The following is a 21,941-nucleotide window of genomic DNA, read 5'->3' on the forward strand; positions in this document are numbered from 1 at the left end:
GTTTCACGTGAAACCGATCGACCCGCGCCTGCTTCGCCACGCCCGTGCCACCCGCTTCTTCCTTGTCGCGGTGGTCGGCCTGGGGGCCGTGGGCGCCGGTCTGGTCATCGCCCAGGCCATGCTCATCGCCGAGGTGGTGGTGGGCGCCTTCGAGCACGGCCGGACCGCCGGCGATCTCGGCACTCCCCTGGTGCTGCTGGCTGTCGTGGCGGTCGGCCGGGCGCTCGTCGGCTGGCTGACCGAGCTGGCCGCGCACCGGGCGAGTGCCGCCGTGAAGTCCGAACTGCGCGGGCGGCTGCTCGAGCGGGCGACGGCACTGGGACCCGGGTGGCTGGCCGGACAGCGGACCGGTTCGCTGGTCGCCCTGGCGACCCGGGGTATCGACGCCCTCGACGGCTACTTCTCGCGCTATCTCCCCCAGCTGGGTCTTGCCGTGGTCGTTCCGGTGGCCGTGCTGGCCCGGATCGTCACCGAGGACTGGGTGTCGGCCGCCATCATCGTCGGCACCCTGCCGCTCATCCCGGTCTTCATGGTGCTGATCGGCTGGGCCACCCAGTCCCGGATGGACCGTCAGTGGCAGCTGCTCTCCCGGCTGTCGGGGCACTTCCTGGACGTGGTCGCCGGGCTGCCGACGCTGAAGGTGTTCGGGCGGGCCAAGGCACAGGCGGAGTCGATCCGACGGATCACCGCCGAGTACCGGCGGGCGACCATGCGGACACTGCGGATCGCCTTCATCTCCGCCTTCGCGCTGGAGCTCCTCGCCACCCTGTCGGTGGCGCTGGTGGCGGTGACGATCGGCATGCGGCTCGTGCACGGCGACATGGACCTGTACATCGGTCTGGTCATCCTGATTCTCGCGCCCGAGGCGTATCTGCCGCTGCGACAGGTCGGTGCCCAGTACCACGCGGCGGCGGAGGGTCTCGCCGCCGCCGAGGACATCTTCGCCGTCCTGGAGACTCCCGCACCGGCGCGGACGGGCGGAGCGGTGCCGTCGGGCGTCGTGGCCTTCGAAGGTGTCACGGTCCGCTACCCCGGCCGCTCGTCGGACGCCGTGAAGGACGTGTCCTTCGCGTTGGAGCCCGGGGAGACGGTCGCGCTGGTCGGGCCGAGCGGGGCGGGCAAGTCGACGCTGCTGAACGTGCTGCTGGGCTTCGTGCGGCCCGATGAGGGTCGCGTACGGGTCGGGGGAGCCGATCTCGCCGGTCTCGACCTGGCCGAGTGGCACCGCCGTATCGCCTGGGTGCCGCAGCGGCCGCACCTGTTCGCCGGGACGGTCGCCGACAACGTGCGGCTGGCGCGGCCGGACGCGGACGACGACGCCGTGCGGCGTGCGCTGCGGGACGCCGGGGCGCTGGACTTCGTGTCCGCGCTGCCCGAGGGCCTCGACACCCGGCTCGGCGAGGAGGGGGCGGGACTGTCCGCGGGGCAGCGGCAACGCCTCGCGCTGGCCCGGGCGTTCCTCGCCGACCGGCCCGTGCTGCTGCTCGACGAGCCGACAGCCGCGCTGGACGGCGCCACCGAGGCCGAGATCGTGTCAGCGGTCGGACGGCTGGCGGCCGGGCGGACCGTGCTGATGGTGGTGCACCGGCCGGCGCTGCTCGCGGTCGCCGACCGGGTGGTGCGGCTCGCGGAGCCGGGCTCCGACGGCCGCACCGCCCTCGTGCAGAAGGAGGCCGGGGCTCTCGCGCACGTTCAGGAGGCCGGGCCCGCGCTGGACGGGACGCCCGCGGAGCCGGTCGCACCGCACGGTCCGGGCGGTGTTCTCGCCCGCGTCCGGGCCATGTCCGGAGCCCGCCGCGGACGCCTTGCGCTCGCGCTGGTGCTGGGCAGTCTCGCGCTGGGCAGTGCCGTGGGGCTGATGGCGACGTCCGGGTGGCTCATCTCGCGCGCCTCGCAGCAGCCGCCCGTACTCCATCTGATGGTGGCCGTGACCGCGACCAGGGCCTTCGGCATCGGCCGGGCGGTGTTCCGGTACGCCGAGCGGCTCGTGTCGCACGACGCGGTGCTGCGGATGCTGGCCGACACCAGGGTCGCCGTGTACCGGCGGCTGGAACGGCTGGCACCCGCCGGGCTGCGCAAAACACGCCGCGGCGACCTGCTCTCCCGGCTGGTCGCGGATGTGGACGCGCTGCAGGACTACTGGCTGCGGTGGCTGCTGCCCACCGGCGCGGCCGTCGTCGTCTCCGCCCTGTCCGTCGGATTCACGGCCTGGCTGCTGCCGGAGGCCGGGGCCGTGCTCGCGGCCGGACTGATCGCCGCGGGCGCCGGCGTCCCGCTGCTCACCGGGGCCGTGGCCCGACGCGCCGAACGCCGGCTGGCGCCGGCGCGCGGCGCCCTCGCGACCCGGGTCACCGATCTGCTCACCGGCACCGCGGAGCTGACCGTCGCCGGTGCTCTGCCCGCGCGGGCCGCCGAGGCACGGCGGGCCGACGGCACCCTCACCCGCATCGCGTCGCGCGCCGCGACCGCGACCGCCCTCGGTGACGGGCTCACCGCACTGATCTCCGGTCTCACCGTGACGCTGGCGGCACTCGTCGGGGTCCAGGCGGTGGCCGCCGGCCGGCTGGACGGTGTGACGCTGGCCGTCGTCGTGCTCACTCCCCTGGCCGCCTTCGAGGCCGTGCTCGGCATGCCGCTCGCCGTGCAGTACCGGCAGCGGGTGCGCAAGAGCGCCGAGCGCGTGCACGAGGTGCTCGACGCCCCCGTGCCGGTGCGGGAGCCGGAGCGGCCCCGGCCGGCGCCTGCCTCCCCGTTCCCGCTGGTGGTGAAGGGGCTGTCCGCGCGCCACGCCGGACAGGACCGGGACGCACTGGCCGGGCTGGACCTGACGCTGGAACAGGGGCGCAGGATCGCGGTGGTCGGACCTTCCGGCTCCGGCAAGACGACCCTCGCGCAGGTGCTGCTGCGGTTCCTGGACCCGAGCGCGGGTTCGTACACGCTGGCCGGTGCCGACGCGTACGCCATGGACGGCGACGACGTACGACGGCTGGTCGGCCTGTGTGCGCAGGACGCGCACCTCTTCGACAGCTCCGTGCGCGAGAATCTGCTGCTCGCCGGACGGGACGCCACCGAGGAGGAACTGCGCCACGCGCTCGCCCGGGCCCGGCTGCTGGACTGGGCCGACTCCCTGCCCGACGGGCTCGACACGCTCGTCGGCGAGCACGGGGCGCGGCTGTCCGGCGGCCAGCGGCAACGGCTGGCGCTGGCCAGGGCGCTGCTCGCGGACTTCCCCGTGCTCGTGCTCGACGAACCGGCGGAGCATCTCGACCTGCCGACCGCGGACGCGCTCACCGCCGACCTGCTGGCCGCGACCGAGGGCCGGACGACGCTGCTCATCACCCATCGTCTGGCCGGGCTCGAGGCGGTGGACGAGGTGATCGTGCTGAACGAGGGTCGTGTCGTGCAGCGCGGGCCGTACACGGAACTCGCCCTGGTGGACGGCCCGTTGCGGGCGATGGCGCGTCGCGAGGCCGGGGCCGATGCGTTGGTGACCGTCCGTCAGTCGGGCAGGCCGAGCTGACGGGGGCTCAGTCGCTCGATCGTACGGCCGAATCGCTGGTCCATCCGGGGGCCAGCGTCCCCCGGGCGCACGACCAGAACAGGACCGCGCGGCGGGGCGGGGTCCAGGATCGCTGTCATGCGTCTCACCCGTCGCCATCCGCTGCTCGTCACCGTGCTGCTGTGCGCGCTCGCCGTGCTCGCCGCCCGGCCCAGCGACGGCGCACACGCCCCCGGCCACGGCTCCGGCACCGGCGTCAGCGCCGAGGTGGCCCGGTTGTACGAGGAGGCGGCGGCCGCGACCCGCCAGTATCAGGCGGGACAGCGGGCGGCCGGGAAGCAGCGGGCCGAGGCGCAGCGGCTGGAGAAACTGCTCGACCGTGAGCGGCGGGAGATCGCCGTCCTGCGCAAGGACCTCGGGCGGCTCGCACGGTCCCAGTACCGCAGTGGCGGCGGGCTGCCGCTCACCGCGCACATGATCCTCGCCGACGACCCCGAGGAACTGATGCGGGGACAGCGCGTCTTCTCCCAGGCGAACCTGGCCCTCGACAACGCGCTGGAGAAGAGCGCGCGGGCCGAGTCACGGCTCGCCCGGGACGAGGCGAGGGCCGCGGCGGCGTGGAAGAAGCTCGAGGAGCGCAACCAGCAGCTCGCGGATCTGAAACGCGACATCGAGCAGAGGCTCGAGACGGCGCGCTGGAAACTCCAGGGCCAGGCGGACGCCTCGGTCACGGCCGGGTCCTGCCGCGGCGCGGTCCGGCTCGACCAGCCGCGGACGCACTTCGCCAACCCCTGGGTGGCCCCGGTGGAGACGTACGAGCTGTCCGCGTCCTACGGCAGCGGCGGGGCGCGGTGGGCGAACCGGCACACCGGGCAGGACTTCGCGGTGCCGATCGGCACACCGGTGCGGGCGGTGGGCACCGGGAAGGTGGTGAAGGTGTCCTGCGGTGGGGCCTTCGGCATCGAGATCGTGATCGAGCACGCGGGCGGCTACTACACCCAGTACGCCCACCTCGCCTCCGTCGCCGTCGACCAGGGCGAGCACGTCACGCCGGGGCAGTGGATCGGGCAGTCCGGGACCAGCGGCAACTCCACCGGGCCGCACCTGCACTTCGAGGTGCGGGTCACCCCGGAGATGGGCTCGGCGGTGAATCCGGTGTCGTGGCTGGCGCAGCGCGGCGTGCCGCTCTGAGCGGCCGGGGCTACGGGCGTTCCGCCAGCAGCTGCTCGATCACCACGGCCACACCGTCGTCGTTGTTGGCGACCGTGCGCCCCGAGGCGGCGGCGATGACGTCCGGGTGGGCGTTGCCCATCGCGTAGGACCGGCCCGCCCAGGTCAGCATCTCGACGTCGTTGGGCATGTCCCCGAACGCGACGACCTCCTCGTGCGAGATTCCGCGCTCGGCGCAGCACAGGGCGAGGGTGCTGGCCTTGGACACGTCCGGGCCGCTGATCTCCAGCAGCGCGCTGGGGCTGGAGCGGGTGACGTTGGCCCGGTCGCCGATGGCTATCCGGGCCAGGGTGAGGAAGGCGTCGGGGTCCAGCTCGGGGTGGTAGGCGAGGATCTTGAGCACCGGCTCGTCGGCGGTGGGCGCGTCCGGGGCCAGCAGGTCCTCGGCCGGGGCGAGGGTGTCCGGGATCTCCATGTGCAGCTTCGGATACGCCGGCTCCTGGTTGAAGCCGTAGGTCTGCTCCACGGCGTACACCGTGCCGGGTGCGGCCTCGCGCAGCAGCCGCACGGCGTCCAGGGCGTTCTCCCGGGCGAGCTCCCGCACCTTCACGAAGCGGTGCTCGCCGGGGCCGCCGTGCAGGTCGACGACCGCGGCGCCGTTGCCGCAGATGGCCAGCCCGTGGCCGTGGACGTGGTCGCTGACGACGTCCATCCAGCGGGCGGGGCGGCCGGTGACGAAGAAGACCTCGATGCCCGCCTCCTCGGCGGCGGCCAGCGCGGCGACGGTGCGCGGGGACACCGACTTGTCGTCGCGCAGCAGCGTGCCGTCGAGGTCGGTGGCGATGAGCCGCGGAGGAGTGGCGGCGGCCGGGGTCACGGGCTGTCGGGTCGCTGAGGTCACCCGGCCATTGTCCCGCATATGCCCGCACGGCCGTGCGGCACTCCGCACATCTGAGTGGTCACCCCCGTCACCCGAGGGATCCCCTGCGCCGCCCATGCTCGACCCGCCAGGAGCCCGGCTCACCGGAGCTGCGCCGGCGCCTCCATCGCGATCCGCTCGAAGACCTTCTGGTCCGCGGCGAAATCCGAGTCCGGGATGGGCCAGTGGACCACGATCTCGGTGATGCCCAGCTCGGCGTGCCGCCCCGCGAAGTCGACGAACGCGTCCAGGGACTCCAGCGGGCGGCTCCGGTCCGGGGTGAACCCGGTGAGCAGGATCTTGTCCAGCTCGCCACTGTCCCGCCCGATCTCGGCGCAGGCGTCGGCCAGCCTCTCCGCCTGCCCGCGGATGGCCTGGACCGACTGCTCGGGAGTCCCGTTCTCGTACAGCTTCGGGTCGCCCGTGGTCACCCAGGCCTGTCCGTACCGTGCGGCGAGGCGCAGCCCGCGCGGTCCGGTGGCGGCCACGGCGAACGGCAGCCTGGGCCGCTGCACACAGCCCGGGATGTTGCGCGCCTCGTGCGCCGCGTAGTGGTCGCCCTCGAACGACACGGCGTCCTGGGTGAGCAGCCGGTCGAGCAGCGCGACGAACTCGGCGAAGCGGTCGGCCCGCTCGCGAGGGGTCCACGGCTCCTGGCCGAGCGCGGTGGCGTCGAAGCCGGTGCCGCCCGCCCCTATGCCGAGCGTGATGCGTCCGCCGGAGATGTCGTCGAGGGAGATGAGCTCCTTGGCGAGGGTCACCGGATGACGGAAGTTCGGCGAGGTCACGAGGGTGCCGAGCCGCATCCGGTCCGTCACGCCCGCCGCGGCGGTCAGGGTGGGGACGGCGCCGAACCACGGACCGTCCCGGAAACTGCGCCAGGACAGGTGGTCGTAGGTGTAGCCGGCGTGGAAGCCGAGCTCCTCGGCTCGCACCCAGGCCGAGCGGCTTCCCTCGTGCCAGCGACGGTAGGGGAGGATCACGGTGCTCAGGCGCAGACTCATGGCACCGAGCCTATGCGCCGCCCCCCGTTTCACGTGAAACGATCAGCGCGCCCGCGGGAACGATCAGCGCGCCCACGGGAACGGGTCACCGCACGCGGGCGCTCAGCCAGGGAGTCAGGACGATCATCGGGATGAATTCCTTGTGCGTCCGGTCACCGGGCAGTGGCACGACGAGGAAGTAGCCGGGCGGGAAGCGCCGCGCCCTGACGTGGGCCAGGTCGTCGAAGAGGGAGCGAAGGAAGGCCGGCACGTCGTCGCGGGGGATGTCGGGGCACTCGACGCCCTCGACGTCGATCAGTGCGTCGTCCTCGGGGTAGAGCCGCACGCTCACCCGGGGCAGGCCGCCGAACTCGACGTAGGCCTCGTGGGGGAGGGAACCGTCCGGGTCGGTGGCGACGCCGACGCCTGCTGCCGTGCGGCGCGAGGTCTGGTCGGCGCCGATGTCATGGGTGACCTCGATCTCGCGCTCGTAGGTCTCGGCGAGCGCCCTCAGGGCGGTGACGGCGGCCTCTGTGGTCGGCAGGTGGTCCATACCACTGATCATGCCGCGACAGGGCGGAGCGGGAAACCGCAGCCGCATCAGCGCCTTCGAAAACCCCCACCCCGCGTCAGTCGCCCTCGGGAAACCGCAGATAGCCAGGCGGCACCGCCTTGGTGAGCCACACGCCGTTGGCGCTGACGTGGAAGACATGGCCGTCGCGGTGCATGGCGCCCGCGTCCACGGACAGCACCACCGGGCGGCCTCGGCGGGCGCCGACCCGGGTGGCCGTCTCGCGGTCGGCGGACAGATGCACGTCGTGCCGGTCCAGGGGCCGCAGGCCCTCCGCGCGGATCGCCTCCAGGGCGCGGGCGACCGTGCCGTGGTAGAGGTACGGCGGCGGGGTGGCCGGCGGCAGCCCGAGGTCGACCTCGATGCTGTGCCCCTGACTGGCGCGGATCCGGGTGCCCTCGATCGCGAAGCGCCGCTTGTCGTTGGCGGCGACGACATGGTCCAGCTCCTCGCGGGTGAACCTGAACCCGTGCTCAGCCGCTGCGGCGATCAGCGCGTCGATCTCCACCCAGCCGCCGTCGTCCGGCGTGAGCCCGATCCGCTCGGGCTGGTGGCGCAGGTGTCTGGCGATGTACTTGGACACCTTCACGGTGCGTCTCTCGTCCATCTCCTCAGCCTGCCGGGAGAGACGCGTCTCACGCGATCGATTTAGTCTCCGAGGTTTGATCCACAGCCAAGTGGGCTTATCCACAGGGGATTTGGCGCCCCTTGTGGACAGTGGGCCCTCACACCGGCGGCTTCACCCGCGCGATCCTGCGCAGCGCCCCCGGCATCCACCGCGACAGCGCATGCGCCACCCGAGCCTCGGGGGTCACCGGCACCACCGCCTCGTTGCGCACCACCGCCCGCAGGATCGCGGCGGCGACCTTCTCCGGGGGGTAGTTGCGCAGCCCGTACAGGCGGGCTGCCCGCTTCTGCAGCCGCCGTTCCTCCTCGGCGTCCACGCCCGCGAACCGTGCGGTGGAGGTGATGGCGGTGTTCACGAAGCCGGGACAGACAGCCGTCACGCCGATGCCCTGACCGGCGAGCTCCGCGCGCAGGCACTCGCTGAGCATCAGCACCGCCGCCTTGGACGTGCTGTACGCGGGCAGCGCCCTGCTCGGCTGGAACGCCGCCGCCGAGGCCACGTTGACGATGTGGCCGCCCTGCCCGCGTTCGGCCATCCGCCGGCCGAAGAGCCGGCAGCCGTGGATCACACCCCACAGATTGACGTCGAGGACCCGCTTCCAGTCCTCCGGTGTGGTCTCGAAGAAGGAGCCGCCGAGCCCGATGCCCGCGTTGTTCACCAGGACGTCCACCACGCCGTACTCCGTGGTGACCCGCTCGGCGAGCTTCTCCATGGCCTGTTCGTCGGACACGTCCGCCGGCTCCGCCCAGGCCGCGGGCGCACCGGCCCGGCGGGCGTCCTCGGCGGTGCGGGAGGCGGACGCCGGGTCCCGGTCCACGGCCACCACGCGCGCGCCCGCCTCGGCGAAGGCGAGCGCCGTCGCCCGCCCGATGCCGCTGCCGGCCCCGGTGACCAGCACCAGCTGCCCGCCGAACCGGTCAGCGTGCCGGCCCGCGGCGGCCACCTGCGTCCGGCCGCCCTCCACGGACGTCACGAACTCGCCGATCCACGCCGCCAGCTGGTCGGGGCGGCTGCGCGGCACCCAGTGCTTGGCCGGCAGCGTGCGTCGGGTCAGCTGCGGAGCCCACAGCTCCAGTTCGTCGTAGAGCCGCTCCGACAGGAACGCGTCGTCCAGTGGCGTGATGAGCTGCACGGGCGCGTGCGCGTAGGCGTCGGGGCGCGGCCTGCGCAGCCGGGCGCGCACGTTGTCCCGGTACAGCCAGGCGCCGTGGGCCGCGTCGGACGGCAGGGACGAGGTCGGATAGCCGCCGCCGGGGACCTTCTCGACGCGCTCCAGGATGCGCGGCCAGCGCTTCCCGAGCGGGCCGCGCCAGAGCAGCTCCGGCAGCACCGGCGTGTGCAGCGCGTAGACGTACCACGACTTGGCGCCCTGGCCGAGCAGCTGTCCGACCCGGCGCGGGGTCGGCCGCTTCAGCCGGCGGTCGATCCAGTGGCCGAAGTGGTCGAGGGACGGCCCGGACATGGAGGTGAAGGAGGCGATCCGTCCCTCGGTGCGCCGGACCGTGACGAACTCCCAGGCCTGCACCGAACCCCAGTCATGCCCCACCAGATGCACGGGCCGGTCCGGGCTGATCGTGTCGGCGACGGCCAGGAAGTCGTCGGTGAGCTTCTCCAGGGTGAATCCGCCCCGCAGCGGACGTGGTGCCGTGGACCGGCCATGGCCCCGGACGTCGTACGCCACCACGTGGAAGCGTTCCGCCAGGCGCGGTGCCACCTCGGACCACACCTCCTTGCTGTCGGGATAGCCGTGCACGAGGACGACCGTCGGCCGTCCGGGATCGCCCAGCTCGGCGACGCACAACTCGACGCCGCCCGTCCGCACCCGGCGCTCGCGTGCGCCCTCCAGCCCGGTCCCCGCCATGCCCGGCTCCTTCCGCTACGTGTCCGTAACGTGACTCCCGCGAATCTCGCAGTTGTTGGAGATCACGTCAATAGTGGGTCCGGAGGCTGTGGACAACTCCGGAAGCGAGGGATCCCCTACGGGCACGTACGACTCCAGACGGACCCCAAGACGGCTCTCCGGTCTGACGACCGGGGAGGTACGGGTCACTACCGTCAGGGACGTGACTGTGATCGCGACCGAAAGCCTGAGCAAGCGGTTCCCCAGGGTGACCGCGCTTGACCGGCTCTCCGTGGACGTCGGGCCCGGTGTGACCGGACTCGTCGGAGCCAATGGAGCCGGCAAGTCCACACTGATCAAGATCCTTCTGGGTCTCTCCCCCGCCACCGAGGGCCGTGCCGAGGTGCTCGGACTCGATGTCGCCACCAAGGGCGCCGCCATCCGCGAGCGGGTCGGCTACATGCCGGAGCACGACTGCCTGCCGCCGGACGTCTCGGCCACCGAGTTCGTCGTCCACATGGCGCGCATGTCGGGGCTGCCGCCCACCGCAGCGCGGGAACGCACCGCGGACACGCTGCGCCACGTCGGCCTGTACGAGGAGCGCTACCGCCCCATCGGCGGCTACTCCACCGGCATGAAGCAGCGCGTGAAGCTGGCGCAGGCTCTCGTGCACGACCCGCAGCTGGTCTTCCTCGACGAGCCGACCAACGGCCTCGACCCGGTCGGCCGCGACGAGATGCTGGGCCTGATCCGCCGGATCCACACCGACTTCGGCATCTCGGTCCTGGTCACCTCCCATCTGCTCGGCGAACTCGAGCGCACCTGTGACCACGTCGTCGTCATCGACGGCGGCAAGCTGCTGCGCTCCAGCTCCACCACCGACTTCACGCAGACCACCACGACCCTTGCGATCGAGGTCACCGACACCGACGAGCACCCGGACGGCACCCGCGCGGTGCGCGACGCGCTCCACGCGCGCGGGGTGAGCGTCGAGGACGGCAGCGGGCTGCCGGGAGCCGGGCACATCCTGCTGCTCACCGCGCAGGGCGATCAGACGTACGACCTGGTCCGCGACGTGATCGCCGACCTCGGCCTCGGCCTGGTGCGCATGGAGCAGCGCCGGCACCACATCGCCGAGGTCTTCAAGGACAGCGACGAGCAGCACGACCAGCAGCGGAAGGAGGCGGTCGGCCATGGCGGTTGAGAACCCCACCCCCGCCCCGACGGGTGACCAGACCCGTATCCACAACATCGGCTACCGCTCGTACGACGGGCCCCGCCTCGGCCGCGCCTACGCCCGCCGCTCGCTGTACTCGCAGTCCCTGCGCGGCGCCTACGGCCTCGGCCGCTCGGTGAAGTCGAAGGTGCTGCCGATGCTGCTGTTCGTGGTGATGTGCGTGCCGGCCGCCATCATGGTGGCCGTGGCCGTCGCCACCAAGGCCAAGGACCTGCCGGTCGACTACACGCGCTACGCGATCATCATGCAGGCCGTCATCAGCCTGTACGTCGCCTCCCAGGCGCCGACGTCCGTCTCGCGCGACCTGCGTTTCAAGACCGTGCCGCTGTACTTCTCGCGGCCCATCGAGACCGCCGACTACGTGCGCGCCAAGTTCGCCGCGCTGGCCTCGGCCCTGTTCATCCTCACGGCCGCTCCCCTGCTCGTGCTCTATGTGGGCGCGTTGCTCGCCAAACTCGATTTCACCGACCAGACCAAGGGATTCGCGCAGGGACTCGCCTCCGTGGCACTGCTCTCGCTGCTCTTCGCCGGCATCGGCCTGGTCATCGCGGCCGTCACCCCGCGTCGCGGCTTCGGCATCGCGGCCGTGATCGCGGTCCTGACCATCTCCTACGGCGCGGTCTCCACGCTCCAGGCGATCGCGGACGTGCAGGGCAGCGGCGACTCCATCGCCTGGCTCGGCCTGTTCTCGCCGGTCACCCTCATCGACGGGGTCCAGTCCGCATTCCTGGGCGCCACGTCCACCTTCCCGGGCGGGGTCGGTCCGAGCAACGCCGAGGGCGTCGTCTACGTCCTGTTCAGCCTCGGTCTGATCGCCGCGAGCTACGGCCTGCTGGTGCGCCGCTACAAGAAGGTGGGACTGTGACCACGCTCTCCATCGACCATGTCTCCCGCTGGTTCGGCAACGTGGTCGCCGTCAACGACATCACCATGACCATCGGCCCCGGCGTCACCGGCCTGCTCGGCCCGAACGGCGCCGGAAAGTCCACCCTCATCAACATGATGGCCGGCTTCCTCGCCCCCTCCACCGGCACCGTCACCCTCGACGGACAGCAGGTCTGGCGCAACGAGGCCATCTACCAGCACATCGGCATCGTCCCCGAGCGCGAGGCGATGTACGACTTCCTCACCGGACGCGAGTTCGTCCTCGCCAACGCCGAACTCCACGGTCTGGGAGCCAAGGCGGCGCAGAAGGCGCTTGCCACGGTCGAGATGGAGTACGCGCAGGACCGCAAGATCGCCACGTACTCCAAGGGCATGCGCCAGCGCGTGAAGATGGCGTCCGCGCTGGTCCACGAGCCGTCGCTGCTGCTGCTCGACGAGCCGTTCAACGGCATGGACCCGCGCCAGCGCATGCAGCTGATGGACCTGCTGCGCCGCATGGGCGACGAGGGCCGCACGGTGCTGTTCTCCTCCCACATCCTCGAGGAGGTCGAGCAGCTCGCCTGGCACATCGAGGTCGTCGTGGCCGGCCGGCACGCGGCCAGCGGTGACTTCCGCAAGATCCGCCGCCTGATGACGGACCGCCCGCACCGCTACCTGGTGCGCTCCAGCGACGACCGCGCCCTGGCCGCGGCGCTGATCGCGGACCCGTCGACGTCCGGCATCGAGGTCGACCAGGCGGAGGGCGCGCTGCTCATCCAGGCCGTCGACTTCGGCCGCTTCACGGCGCTGCTGCCGAGGGTCGCCCGCGACCACGGCATCCGGCTGTTCACCGTCTCGCCGTCGGACGAGTCGCTCGAGTCCGTCTTCTCGTATCTCGTCGCGGCGTAGGAGGCCGAAGATGTACGACCCCACAGTCGCCCGGCTCACCTACCGGGCCCTGCTCGGCCGTCGCCGGGCCCTCATCCTGGGCGCGCTGCCCCTGCTGCTGATCGTGATCTCCCTGGCGGTGCGCGGCCTCGCCGGCGCCGACGACCAGACCGCGGCCGACGTGCTCGGCGGGCTGGCGCTCGCCACCATGGTGCCGATCATCGGCGTCATCGCGGGCACCGGCGCGATCGGTCCCGAGATCGACGACGGCTCGGTGGTGTACCTGCTGTCCAAGCCGATCAAGCGGCCCACGATCATCTACACCAAGCTGATCGTCGCGATCGCGGTGACGATGGTGTTCTCGGCGGTTCCCACGCTGATCGCGGGCTTCATCCTCAACGGCAACGGTCAGCAGATCGCCGTCGCCTACACCGTGGCCGCGCTGGTCGCCTCCATCGCGTACGCGGCACTGTTCCTGCTGCTCGGCACGGTCTCCCGGCACGCCGTGGTGTTCGGGCTGGTCTACGCCCTGGTCTGGGAGGCCCTGTTCGGCTCCCTGGTGCCCGGCGCTCGCACGCTGAGCGTCCAGCAGTGGGCGCTGGCCGTCGCCCAGAAGGTCTCCGGCGGCGATCTGATCACGTCGGACGTGGGCCTGACGACCGCGACGGTGCTGCTGGCCGCGGTCACGGTGCTGGCCACCTGGTACGCGGGCCAGAAGCTGCGGACGCTGACGCTCGCCGGGGAGGAGTGAGCAGACGTCCTCGGGGCGCCGCCGGCCACGGTGGCGCCCCGTCTGTTTATTCAGTGGCGCCCAAGTGGCCGGACGGGCACAGTTGTTCTGTCCGCATCGCCGGGAAGGTCCGGCGTCGTGTTCTGGGAGAGGAGCGGGACGATGTCCATGCACGGCAGTACGTCCAGCTCCCTTCAGGGCAGCCCGCGGCGGACTCCGGAGTAATCCCTACTGCTCCGTCGAGTCCGCCCCGCACGGGGAGCTGCCCGGGGCGGCCGCTTCGAGCACGCGAGTCGCACATCGCGTGGGCCGCCCACCCGGAGGATTGGCCGAGTGGTAAGGCACCGGCTTGCTAAGCCGTGGTCGGGCGAGAGCCCGCGCACGTTCGATCCGTGCATCCTCCGCAATACGCGGGCGCCTTCAGGACGCCGGCGCCGCTCAGCCCAGCAACCGCTCCAGCACCACCGCGATGCCGTCCTCGTCGTTGGAGGACGTCACCTCGTCGGCCACCGCCCGCAACTCCGCGTGGGCGTTGGCCATGGCCACGCCGTGGGACGCCCAGGCGAACATGGGCAGGTCGTTGGGCATGTCGCCGAAGGCGATCGTCTCGGCGGCCTTCATGCCGAGCCGGCGGGCCGCCAGCGACAGCCCCGTCGCCTTGGACAGCCCCAGCGGCAGCAGCTCGACGATGCCCTCGCCCGCCATCGTGACGGTGACGAAGCCGCCCGCGACCCGCGTGGCCGTCTCCGCCAGCTCGTCGTCGGTCAGGGTCGGGTGCTGGATGTAGAGCTTGTTCAGCGGCGCCGTCCACAGGTCCGACGCGTCCGTGAACGGCGTCGCGGGCAGCCGGCCCACCACCTCGTAGCCGGGCCCGACCAGCACCTCGCCGTCCAGGCCGTCACGGCTCGCCGCCAGATACAGCGGGCCGACCTCCGCCTCGATCTTGGCCAGGGCCACCCCGGCGAGCTGCCGGTCCAGCGTCACCGAGGTCAGCAGGCGGTGCGCCCCGGCGTCGTACACCTGGGCGCCCTGGCCGCAGACGGCGAGGCCCTCATAGCCGAGGTCGTCGAGTATGGGGCGAGTCCAGGGGACCGCGCGGCCGGTGACGACGATGTGCGCGGCGCCCGCCGCGGTGGCCGCGGCGAGCGCGTCACGGGTGCGCCGCGACACCGACCCGTCGGAGCGCAGCAGCGTGCCGTCGAGGTCGGTGGCGACGAGCCGGTAAGGGAAGGGCGACGGGGCGGTGTCGGGGCTCACCTGGCTCACTTGGCGACCGGTTCCAGGATCTCCCGGCCGCCCAGGTAGGGACGCAGCACCTCAGGCACGCGCACGGAGCCGTCGGCCTGCTGGTGGTTCTCCAGGATCGCCACGATCGTGCGCGGTACGGCGCACAGGGTGCCGTTCAGCGTCGCCAGCGGTCGTACGGTCTTGCCGTCACGGACGCGGATCTGCAGGCGGCGCGACTGGAACTCGGTGCAGTCGGAGGTCGAGGTCAGCTCGCGGTACTTGCCCTGGGTGGGGATCCACGCCTCGCAGTCGTACTTGCGGGCGGCCGAGGACCCCAGGTCGCCCGAGGCGACGTCGATCACGCGGAACGGCAGCTCCAGCGAGGTCAGCCACTGCTTCTCCCACTCCAGCAGCCGCCGGTGCTCCTCCTGCGACTCCTCGGGAGTGACGTAGGAGAACATCTCGACCTTGTCGAACTGGTGCACGCGGAAGATGCCGCGGGTGTCCTTGCCATGGGAGCCCGCCTCGCGGCGGAAGCAGGGCGAGAAGCCCGCGTAGCGCAGCGGCAGCCGGTCGGCGTCGATGATCTCGTCCATGTGGTACGCGGCGAGCGGCACCTCGGACGTGCCGACCAGGTAGAGGTCGTCCTTGTCGAGGTGGTAGACGTCCTGCGCGGCCTGGCCGAGGAAGCCGGTGCCCGCCATGGACTGGGGGCGGACCAGCGCCGGGGTCAGCATCGGCGTGAAGCCGGCCGCGGTGGCCTGGGCGATGGCCGCGTTCACGAGCGCGAGCTCCAGCAGTGCGCCCACGCCGGTGAGGAAGTAGAAACGCGAGCCGGAGACCTTGGCGCCGCGTTCGACGTCGATGGCGCCGAGGATCTGGCCGAGCTCCAGGTGGTCCTTGGGCTCGAAGCCCTCGGCACCGAAGTCGCGGATGGTGCCGTGCGTCTCCAGCGTGGTGAAGTCCTCCTCGCCGCCGACGGGCACGTCGGGGTGGACGAGGTTGCTCAGCTTGAGCAGCAGCTCCTGCGTCTCGGTGGCGGCGGCGTCACGGTCGGCGTCGGCGGCCTTGACGTCGGCCTTGAGCTGCTCGGCCTTCTTCAGGAGCTCGGCCTTCTCGTCGCCGGCCGCTTTGGGGATGAGCTTGCCGAGCGCCTTCTGCTCGGCGCGCAGCTCGTCGAAGCGGACGCCGGACGACCTGCGCCGTTCGTCGGCAGACAGGAGGGCGTCGACGAGCGCGACGTCCTCTCCACGGGCGCGCTGCGAAGCGCGCACACGGTCGGGGTCCTCACGAAGCAGGCGAAGGTCAATCACGCGCTCAAGGCTACCGGTGCGGACTGACGACCCACGACTCACTATCGCGGCCACGCCGCTTACGTTCCGTTATGGGGGAAATGCGCATTGTGTTCCGCAAGGTCAAGGAAAAGGGCGCGCATCCCGGAACGGGTCAGTCCGAGTATGGCCGGTTGACCGGAATCCCTTGCGCGGGCGGGGACTTGGGAGCCCGTTGTCCACAGGCATCCACACCCTCCGAAAAGTTATCCACAGGGTGTGGGGAAGATCTGTGGACTTCGGAATTGATCACTCCGAATCCGGTGATCGAACTCGAGGATTCCCTGCACAAACTCCCTTTACCTCCACTTTCGAGTGGAAAGAGTTCGCTCCAAAGGGTTGACCAAAGGAAAAGAGTGGACGAAGGGTGATGTGCGGGGCGATGAACATGATCATGGCCCGTAGAGAGATTTGTCGACTGAATGAGCCTTCGCTGTCGACTTGTCCCCAGGTCGAGAAGCTGACCTGTGGATAACTCCTGTGGACAACGAAAATCAGCAGGTAGCACCGGCCGCGGACGCACCACGCCTCCGGTCAGAACCGGCCGTCCTGGCAACGCGCCACCCAGTCCGCCGCCGAGACGAACTCGTCGTCGGACGTCCCCGGCAGCACCGGCCGCACCTCGTCCGGGCCCACGTCCGCACGCGGGTACGAACCGAGGAAGCGCACCTGCAGACAGATCCGCTTGAGCCCCATCAGCGCCTCGGCCACCCTGCGGTCCGAGATATGTCCCTCGGCGTCGATGCAGAAGCAGTAGTTGCCGATACCGGCGCCGGTCGGCCGGGACTGGAGCAGCATCAGGTTGATGCCCCGGGTGGCGAACTCGCCCAGCAGATCGCGCAGGCCGCCGGGATGGTCGTCGCGCTGCCACAGCACGACGGAGGTCTTGTCGGCGCCGGTCGGCGCCGCGGGCCGGGCGGGCCTGCCGACCAGCACGAACCGGGTCTGCGCGTTCTCCGCGTCGTGGATCCCGGTCTCCAGGGCCTCCAGGCCGTAGCGGGCCGCCGCGAACTCACCGGCGAAGGCGGCGTCGTAGCGGCCCTCCTGCACCAGCCGGGCACCGTCCGCGTTCGAGGCCGCCGACTCCCAGACGACGTCCGGGAGATTGGCCTTCAGCCAGTTCCGGACCTGCGGCTGGGCCGCCGGATGCGCCGTGACCGTCTTGATGTCCGACAGCTTGGTGCCGGGCCGCACGAGCAGCGCGAAGGTGATCGACAGCAGCACCTCGCGGTAGATCATCAGCGGGGTGCCGGCGACCAGTTCGTCGAGGGTGGTGGTGATGCCGCCCTCGACGGAGTTCTCGATCGGAACGAACGCGGCCTCGGCCTCGCCGGCGCGGACCGCGTCCAGCGCGGACTGGACGGACACGTACGGGATCAGCTCCCGGGTGGCCGCCTCGGGAAGCGTGCGCAGGGCGACCTCGGTGAAGGTGCCTTCGGGGCCGAGATAGGCATAGCTCGCTGGCATGACCTCACCCTAATGGGCCCACGCCGACGACGACCCCGGATGCGCTCCGTGGGGTGATGAGAGGTGCCTTCAGCCCTCCAGCAGGCGCTGCCCCACGTACTCTCCCTCCGCCGCACCGCCCGGCACCGCGAACAGTCCGCTCGCCTCGTGCCGGATGAACGGCGTCAGGGCGTCGCCCCGGTCCAGCTTGCGCTGCACCGGAACGAAACCGCGCAGGGGATCGGCCTGCCAGCAGATGAACAGCAGACCCGCGTCGGGCACCCCGTCGGCGTCGATGCCGTCGTGGTACGAGAACGGGCGCCGCAGCATCGCCGCGCCGCCGTTCTGGTCCGGCCGTGTGATCCGGGCGTGCGCGTTGATCGGGACGACCAGATTGCCCTGGGCGTCCGTCTTCTCCAGGTCCATCTCGGACGTCTCGGTGCCGCCGGACAGCGGCGCCCCGTCGGACTTGCGGCGCCCGATGACGCTCTCCTGCTCCTTGAGCGAGAGCTTCTCCCAGTCGTCGAGGAGCATGCGGATACGGCGTACGACCGCGTAGGAGCCGTTCGCCATCCACGCGGGCTCACCGTTCTCCGGCACGAAGATCCGCTGCTCGAAGTCGGAGTCGGCCGGCTTCGGATTGCGGGTGCCGTCGACCTGGCCCATCAGGTTGCGGGCGGTCATCGGGTGGGCGGTGGCGCCCGGCGAGCGGTTGAAGCCGTTCATCTGCCAGCGCACCCGGGCGGCCGAGCCCGCGTCCTTCTGGACGGCGCGCAGCGCGTGGAACGCCACCAGGGCGTCGTCGGCGCCGATCTGCACCCACAGGTCGCCGTTGCTGCGTGCCTTGTCGAGGTGGTCGGAGGAGAAGTCCGGCAGCGGGTCCAGGGCCGCCGGGCGCTGCTTCTCCAGCCCGGTGCGGCCGAAGAAGCTGTGACCGAAGCCGAAGGTCAGGGTCAGCGAGGAGGGGCCGGCGTCACGGGCCACATCGGTGTCGGCGTGCGCGGTCGGCTCCCCGGCCATCAGCCGCCGGGCCGTGTCCGACCAGCGGCGCAGCAGGGCGGCGGCCTCCTTGCGTCCGGCGCCCGGCGCCAGATCGAAGGCGATGAGATGGCCGCGGGCCTGGAGCCCCTCGGTGATCCCGGGCTGATGTTTCACGTGGAACGGCACCCGGCGCTCGCCCACCGAGGCCAGCGGGGTCGACGCCCCGGCCGGAGCGGAGGCGTATCCCACGGCACCGCCCGCCCCACCGAACACAAGCCCCGTCGCACCGGCGGTGCCGAGCAGCCGACGCCGCGAGATGCCGGGTCCCGAGGACGCTGCGGAGGCGGTCTCCTGAGGTGCGTCCGGGGTGAGGGCCTGGGGGGTGGACTGGTCAGCCATGGTGGTTCAGCCGATCTTCGCGTTCTTGGAGACGGTCACCTGGTCGATGTCGGAGGTCCGCACGGTCACCTCGATCTTCCAGTCGCCCGCCATGGGGATCTGCACTCCGCTCGCCGACCAGTGCCCGGTGGTGATGTGGTCCGGGACGACCGGCAGCGGTCCGATGTCCTTGGCCTCGAGGGTGAAGGCGATCTTCACCTCGGGGATGTCGTAGGGCTTGCCGTCGGGGCGCTCCACGTAGACGTGCACGGTGTTGCTGCCCACGCGGGCCGGGTCCAGGTCGATGGTGACGATCCCCTTGCCGTCCTGGCCGCCGGTGTCGAACGGCATGTTCAGGGTGACCGCACCGGATCCCTGCCCGGACGCGGCGGACGAGGAGGCGGAGGACGACGTGGCCGCCGCGGCCTCCTGCTCGGTGCGCCCCGGCTCGGTCTGCGTCAGCACGGTGGTGACGGCGAGCAGGACGACGGCGACGCCCGCCTCGGCGAGCACGGAGCGGCGCAGGCCGAAGCGGTTCGGGTCGGCGTCCCGCAGCCGCTTCTGCCGGGCGGTCTCCATCGCGGCGCGCTGCCGGGCGAGCTGGGCGGCCCGCGCGGAGTCCCCACCGGAAGTCTTCACGGCGGAGTCCCCACCGGCCGCCTCACCGGCGGACTCGTTGCCCTTGCCGGCGCTACCCTTGCCGGCGTTGCCCGTGCCCGCGCTGCCCGTGCCCGCGCTGCTCTTCCCCGCAGACACGGCGCCCGCGGGCTCCCTGGACTCCCGGCCGGCCGCGGTGACCGGTGTCTCCGCCAGCCGTGCCGTCCACGTCCGTGAGACGTAGGCGATCCCGACGAGGACCGCCACGAGCCCGATCTTCGCCAGCAGCAGCTGTCCGTACCGGGTGTCGGTGAACGCCGACCACGAGCCGAGCTGGCGCCAGCTCTGGTACACGCCGGTGACGACCAGAGCGATCACGCTGCCGAAGGCGAGCCGCGAGAACCGCCGGACGGCCGTCGAGTCGACCGGGGTCTCGACGGGAGCCCGGTAGAGCGCGACGAGCAGGGCGGTGAGCCCGCCGAGCCAGGCGGCGACGGCCAGCAGATGGACGACGTCGACCGGCATGGCGATGCCCGGCTGGAGCCCGGTGGAGGCGTGCTCGGACATGGCCCAGCTCGCCGCCAGCCCCGCCGCCACGACCGTGCCCCCGATCGAGAGGCCGAAGGTCAGGTCCCGCTTCTCCTCGTCCTCCCGCTTGTCGTAGGCCCCGAACAGCACCGCGATGAACAGCGCCGCCGCCGCGAGCAGCAGCAGCCGGGACACCAGCGCCGCGCCCGTCTTGGTCTGCAGCACCTGGCCGAGCAGCGACAGGTCGAAGACGTCACCGACCTTCCCGGACCCGGTGTAGGAGCCGCGCAGGAGCAGCAGCGCCAGCGTGGCCGACGTCAGCGCCAGCCACCCGGAGACGACCAGCCGCTGGACCGCCGGTACACCGGAGCCGCGCCGCCAGCAGGCGAGCACGAAGGCGGCTCCGCCGACGAGCACCACGAACCCGGCGTAGGACACGTACCGTCCGGCCCCGTACAGCCGGCCGACGAGGCCCTCGTCCGACGCCTGCCCGGAGGCCGCGACGGAGGTCTCGGAGGGCGCGCCGATGGAGAAGGTGAAGGCACCGGCGACCGGGTGGCTGTCCGCCGACACCACCTGGTAGGTCACGGTGTACGTGCCGTCGGGCAGCCCGCTGTGCAGCCGCACGGAGTACGTCGTCCCGCTCGGGGTGGCCGGGTCCCCCTGGTCGACCCGCTTCCCCTTGGGGTCGAGCACCCGCAGTGCGTCGTCGCCGACGGCGACCGGTTCGGAGAAGGTGAGCGAGACCTGGGCGGGGGCCTTGTCGACCACCGCCCCCTGCCGGGGGTCGCTGCCGGTCAGCGCGGCGTGCGCGGAGGCGGGCGCGGCCCCGGTGAGGAGCGCGCCGGTGACGGCCAGGAACAGCAGCACCAGGGTCCGGACGCGGGGGGCGATGGTCTGGGTGGTCACGGGGGTCGTCTCCCTCAGTGTCCGTGCTTCGGGTTGTAGGTCGCCGGCTTCACCGGGATCTCGACCGTGACGGGGTCGGAGTGGGCGAAGCGCAGTTCGACGGAGACCTTCTGGCCCTGCTTCGGCCTGCGCTTGAGCTGCTCGAACATCAGGTGGTTGCCGCCGCTGGCCAGGACGAGCCTGCCGTGGGCGGGGATGTCGAGGCTCTCGACCTCCCGCATGGCGCCGTCGACGGTCTCGTGCACGGTGACCTGACCGGCGACGTCGCTGCTGACGGAGGTCAGCCGGTCGTCGGTGCCGCCCTTGTTGGTGATGGTGAGGAACCCGGCCGCCATGTCCGACACCGGCTGCGGCATGTAGGCGCCGCCGACGGACAGCTCCGCCTTGCCGGAAGCCGCCTTGGCAGAAGCGGCATCCGAGCCGGAACCGGAGTCCGAACCGCCGCAGCCCGCCAGAGCCAGCGCGCCCGCGACGGCTCCGGCCACCAACGCGATGCGCCTCACGGAGTCTCACCCTTGATGATCTTGGGCAGGTCCTTGGTGTAGTCCTCGACGGTGGCGTCCTCGCCGTAGAGGACGTAACCGCCGTCGGTCTTCGGCGAGAACGCGACCACCTGCGTGCCGTGGTCGGAGACCGTCTTGCCGTTGTCGTCCTTGCGCGGCGGGTCGATCGAGATGCCGAGGGTGCGGGCACCGGCCTGGATGGTGGCGAAGTCACCGGTCAGGCCGACGACCTGCGAGTCGATGCCCTTGAGCCACTTCCCGAGCGCGGCGGAGGTGTCCCGCTTCGGGTCGGTGGTGACGAAGACGATCCGCAGCTTGTCCTGCTGGTCCTCGGGCAGTTGCTTCTTGGCGACCGCGATGTTGTTCATCGTCAGCGGGCACACGTCGGGGCAGTGCGTGTAGCCGAAGTAGATCAGCGTGGGCTTGCCCGCCGTCTCCTTGCGGAAGTCGTACTCCTTGCCGTTCGTGTCGGTCAGGACGAGGTCCGGCTTCTCGAACGGCTTGTCGAGAACGGTGGCCGCCTTCTGCGAGCCGGCCTCCTCGGAGACCACGGCGACGGGGTCGCCGCCTTCGCCGTCGTCGCTGCCGCAGGCGGTCAGGGTCAGGGTGGCGGCGGCGAGCAGGGCCGCCGCCGCGAGTGTCTTGTTGCGCATGAAGAGATGTCCCGGAGGTGAGTGCTCCGGCGCGCACCGGGAGGAGGACACGGGGCCGT

At 71.7% G+C, this 21,941-nt stretch carries 18 protein-coding genes and 1 tRNA gene; 7 read left to right on the plus strand and 12 right to left on the minus strand.

The window, feature by feature from the left end:
• The first annotated feature begins 7 nt into the window (after positions 1–7).
• Both cydD and AB0412_RS15825 read left to right on the plus strand, forming a co-directional pair.
• Positions 8–3,520 (plus strand): thiol reductant ABC exporter subunit CydD, encoded by a 3,513-nt coding sequence (gene cydD, locus AB0412_RS15820; protein WP_366403125.1) that lies wholly within the window; start codon positions 8–10, stop codon positions 3,518–3,520.
• A gap of 117 nt (positions 3,521–3,637) precedes the next feature.
• Positions 3,638–4,690 (plus strand): M23 family metallopeptidase, encoded by a 1,053-nt coding sequence (locus tag AB0412_RS15825; RefSeq protein WP_366403126.1) that lies wholly within the window; start codon positions 3,638–3,640, stop codon positions 4,688–4,690.
• Between the two features lie 10 nt (positions 4,691–4,700).
• On the opposite strand, the gene AB0412_RS15830 is transcribed toward AB0412_RS15825, so the two are convergent.
• The 5 genes from AB0412_RS15830 to AB0412_RS15850 all read right to left on the minus strand — a co-directional run bounded on the left by AB0412_RS15830 (position 4,701) and on the right by AB0412_RS15850 (position 9,631).
• Positions 4,701–5,588 (minus strand): HAD family hydrolase, encoded by an 888-nt coding sequence (locus AB0412_RS15830; protein WP_366403127.1) that lies wholly within the window; start codon positions 5,586–5,588, stop codon positions 4,701–4,703.
• A gap of 101 nt (positions 5,589–5,689) precedes the next feature.
• Positions 5,690–6,592, minus strand: coding sequence for an LLM class flavin-dependent oxidoreductase (locus tag AB0412_RS15835; RefSeq protein ID WP_366403128.1), 903 nt, complete (start codon positions 6,590–6,592; stop codon positions 5,690–5,692).
• 85 nt (positions 6,593–6,677) lie between these two features.
• On the minus strand, positions 6,678–7,136 hold the full coding sequence (locus AB0412_RS15840; protein ID WP_366403129.1) for a hypothetical protein: 459 nt from the start codon (positions 7,134–7,136) through the stop codon (positions 6,678–6,680).
• Positions 7,137–7,200: 64 nt separating this feature from the next.
• Positions 7,201–7,749 (minus strand): RNA 2'-phosphotransferase, encoded by a 549-nt coding sequence (locus tag AB0412_RS15845; protein ID WP_366403130.1) that lies wholly within the window; start codon positions 7,747–7,749, stop codon positions 7,201–7,203.
• A gap of 118 nt (positions 7,750–7,867) precedes the next feature.
• Positions 7,868–9,631 (minus strand): SDR family oxidoreductase, encoded by a 1,764-nt coding sequence (locus AB0412_RS15850; RefSeq protein ID WP_366403131.1) that lies wholly within the window; start codon positions 9,629–9,631, stop codon positions 7,868–7,870.
• Between the two features lie 208 nt (positions 9,632–9,839).
• On the opposite strand from AB0412_RS15850, the gene AB0412_RS15855 reads away from it, so the two are divergent.
• The 5 genes from AB0412_RS15855 (at position 9,840) to AB0412_RS15875 (ending at position 13,733) form a co-directional block, all read left to right on the plus strand.
• Positions 9,840–10,814: an ABC transporter ATP-binding protein gene (locus AB0412_RS15855; protein WP_366403194.1), complete on the plus strand. Its 975-nt coding sequence runs from the start codon at positions 9,840–9,842 to the stop codon at positions 10,812–10,814.
• Entirely contained in the window at positions 10,804–11,712 is a 909-nt protein-coding gene (locus tag AB0412_RS15860) for an ABC transporter permease (RefSeq protein WP_366403132.1), read from the plus strand. Before AB0412_RS15855 ends, AB0412_RS15860 begins: the two co-directional genes overlap by 11 nt.
• Complete coding sequence (locus AB0412_RS15865; RefSeq protein WP_366403133.1) at positions 11,709–12,620, plus strand: ABC transporter ATP-binding protein; 912 nt, start codon at positions 11,709–11,711, stop codon at positions 12,618–12,620. The genes AB0412_RS15860 and AB0412_RS15865 overlap by 4 nt, the downstream gene beginning before the upstream one ends.
• A gap of 10 nt (positions 12,621–12,630) precedes the next feature.
• The gene (locus AB0412_RS15870) at positions 12,631–13,350 is read left to right on the plus strand and encodes an ABC transporter permease (RefSeq protein ID WP_366403134.1); all 720 of its coding nucleotides are present in this window, start codon (positions 12,631–12,633) and stop codon (positions 13,348–13,350) included.
• A 298-nt stretch (positions 13,351–13,648) separates the two neighbouring features.
• Positions 13,649–13,733 (plus strand) — tRNA-Ser (locus AB0412_RS15875).
• Between the two features lie 34 nt (positions 13,734–13,767).
• On the opposite strand, the gene AB0412_RS15880 is transcribed toward AB0412_RS15875, so the two are convergent.
• From AB0412_RS15880 to AB0412_RS15910, 7 genes are all read right to left on the minus strand, one after another.
• Positions 13,768–14,595: an HAD family hydrolase gene (locus AB0412_RS15880; protein WP_366403135.1), complete on the minus strand. Its 828-nt coding sequence runs from the start codon at positions 14,593–14,595 to the stop codon at positions 13,768–13,770.
• A complete protein-coding gene (serS, locus tag AB0412_RS15885; protein ID WP_366403136.1) occupies positions 14,592–15,869 on the minus strand; it encodes a serine--tRNA ligase in 1,278 nt (425 codons plus the stop codon). Before serS ends, AB0412_RS15880 begins: the two co-directional genes overlap by 4 nt.
• Positions 15,870–16,421: 552 nt before the next feature.
• Positions 16,422–17,354: a prephenate dehydratase gene (gene pheA / locus AB0412_RS15890; protein WP_366403137.1), complete on the minus strand. Its 933-nt coding sequence runs from the start codon at positions 17,352–17,354 to the stop codon at positions 16,422–16,424.
• 69 nt (positions 17,355–17,423) lie between these two features.
• Entirely contained in the window at positions 17,424–18,713 is a 1,290-nt protein-coding gene (efeB, locus tag AB0412_RS15895; RefSeq protein ID WP_366403138.1) for an iron uptake transporter deferrochelatase/peroxidase subunit, read from the minus strand.
• A 6-nt stretch (positions 18,714–18,719) separates the two neighbouring features.
• Positions 18,720–20,726, minus strand: coding sequence for a copper resistance protein CopC (locus AB0412_RS15900; protein ID WP_366403139.1), 2,007 nt, complete (start codon positions 20,724–20,726; stop codon positions 18,720–18,722).
• A 14-nt stretch (positions 20,727–20,740) separates the two neighbouring features.
• The gene (locus AB0412_RS15905) at positions 20,741–21,229 is read right to left on the minus strand and encodes a copper chaperone PCu(A)C (protein ID WP_366403140.1); all 489 of its coding nucleotides are present in this window, start codon (positions 21,227–21,229) and stop codon (positions 20,741–20,743) included.
• Complete coding sequence (locus AB0412_RS15910) at positions 21,226–21,882, minus strand: SCO family protein (protein WP_366403141.1); 657 nt, start codon at positions 21,880–21,882, stop codon at positions 21,226–21,228. Before AB0412_RS15910 ends, AB0412_RS15905 begins: the two co-directional genes overlap by 4 nt.
• Positions 21,883–21,941 lie beyond the last annotated feature (59 nt).

It is taken from the genome of Streptomyces sp. NPDC052012 (assembly GCF_040689265.1).
GTDB lineage: Bacteria > Actinomycetota > Actinomycetes > Streptomycetales > Streptomycetaceae > Streptomyces.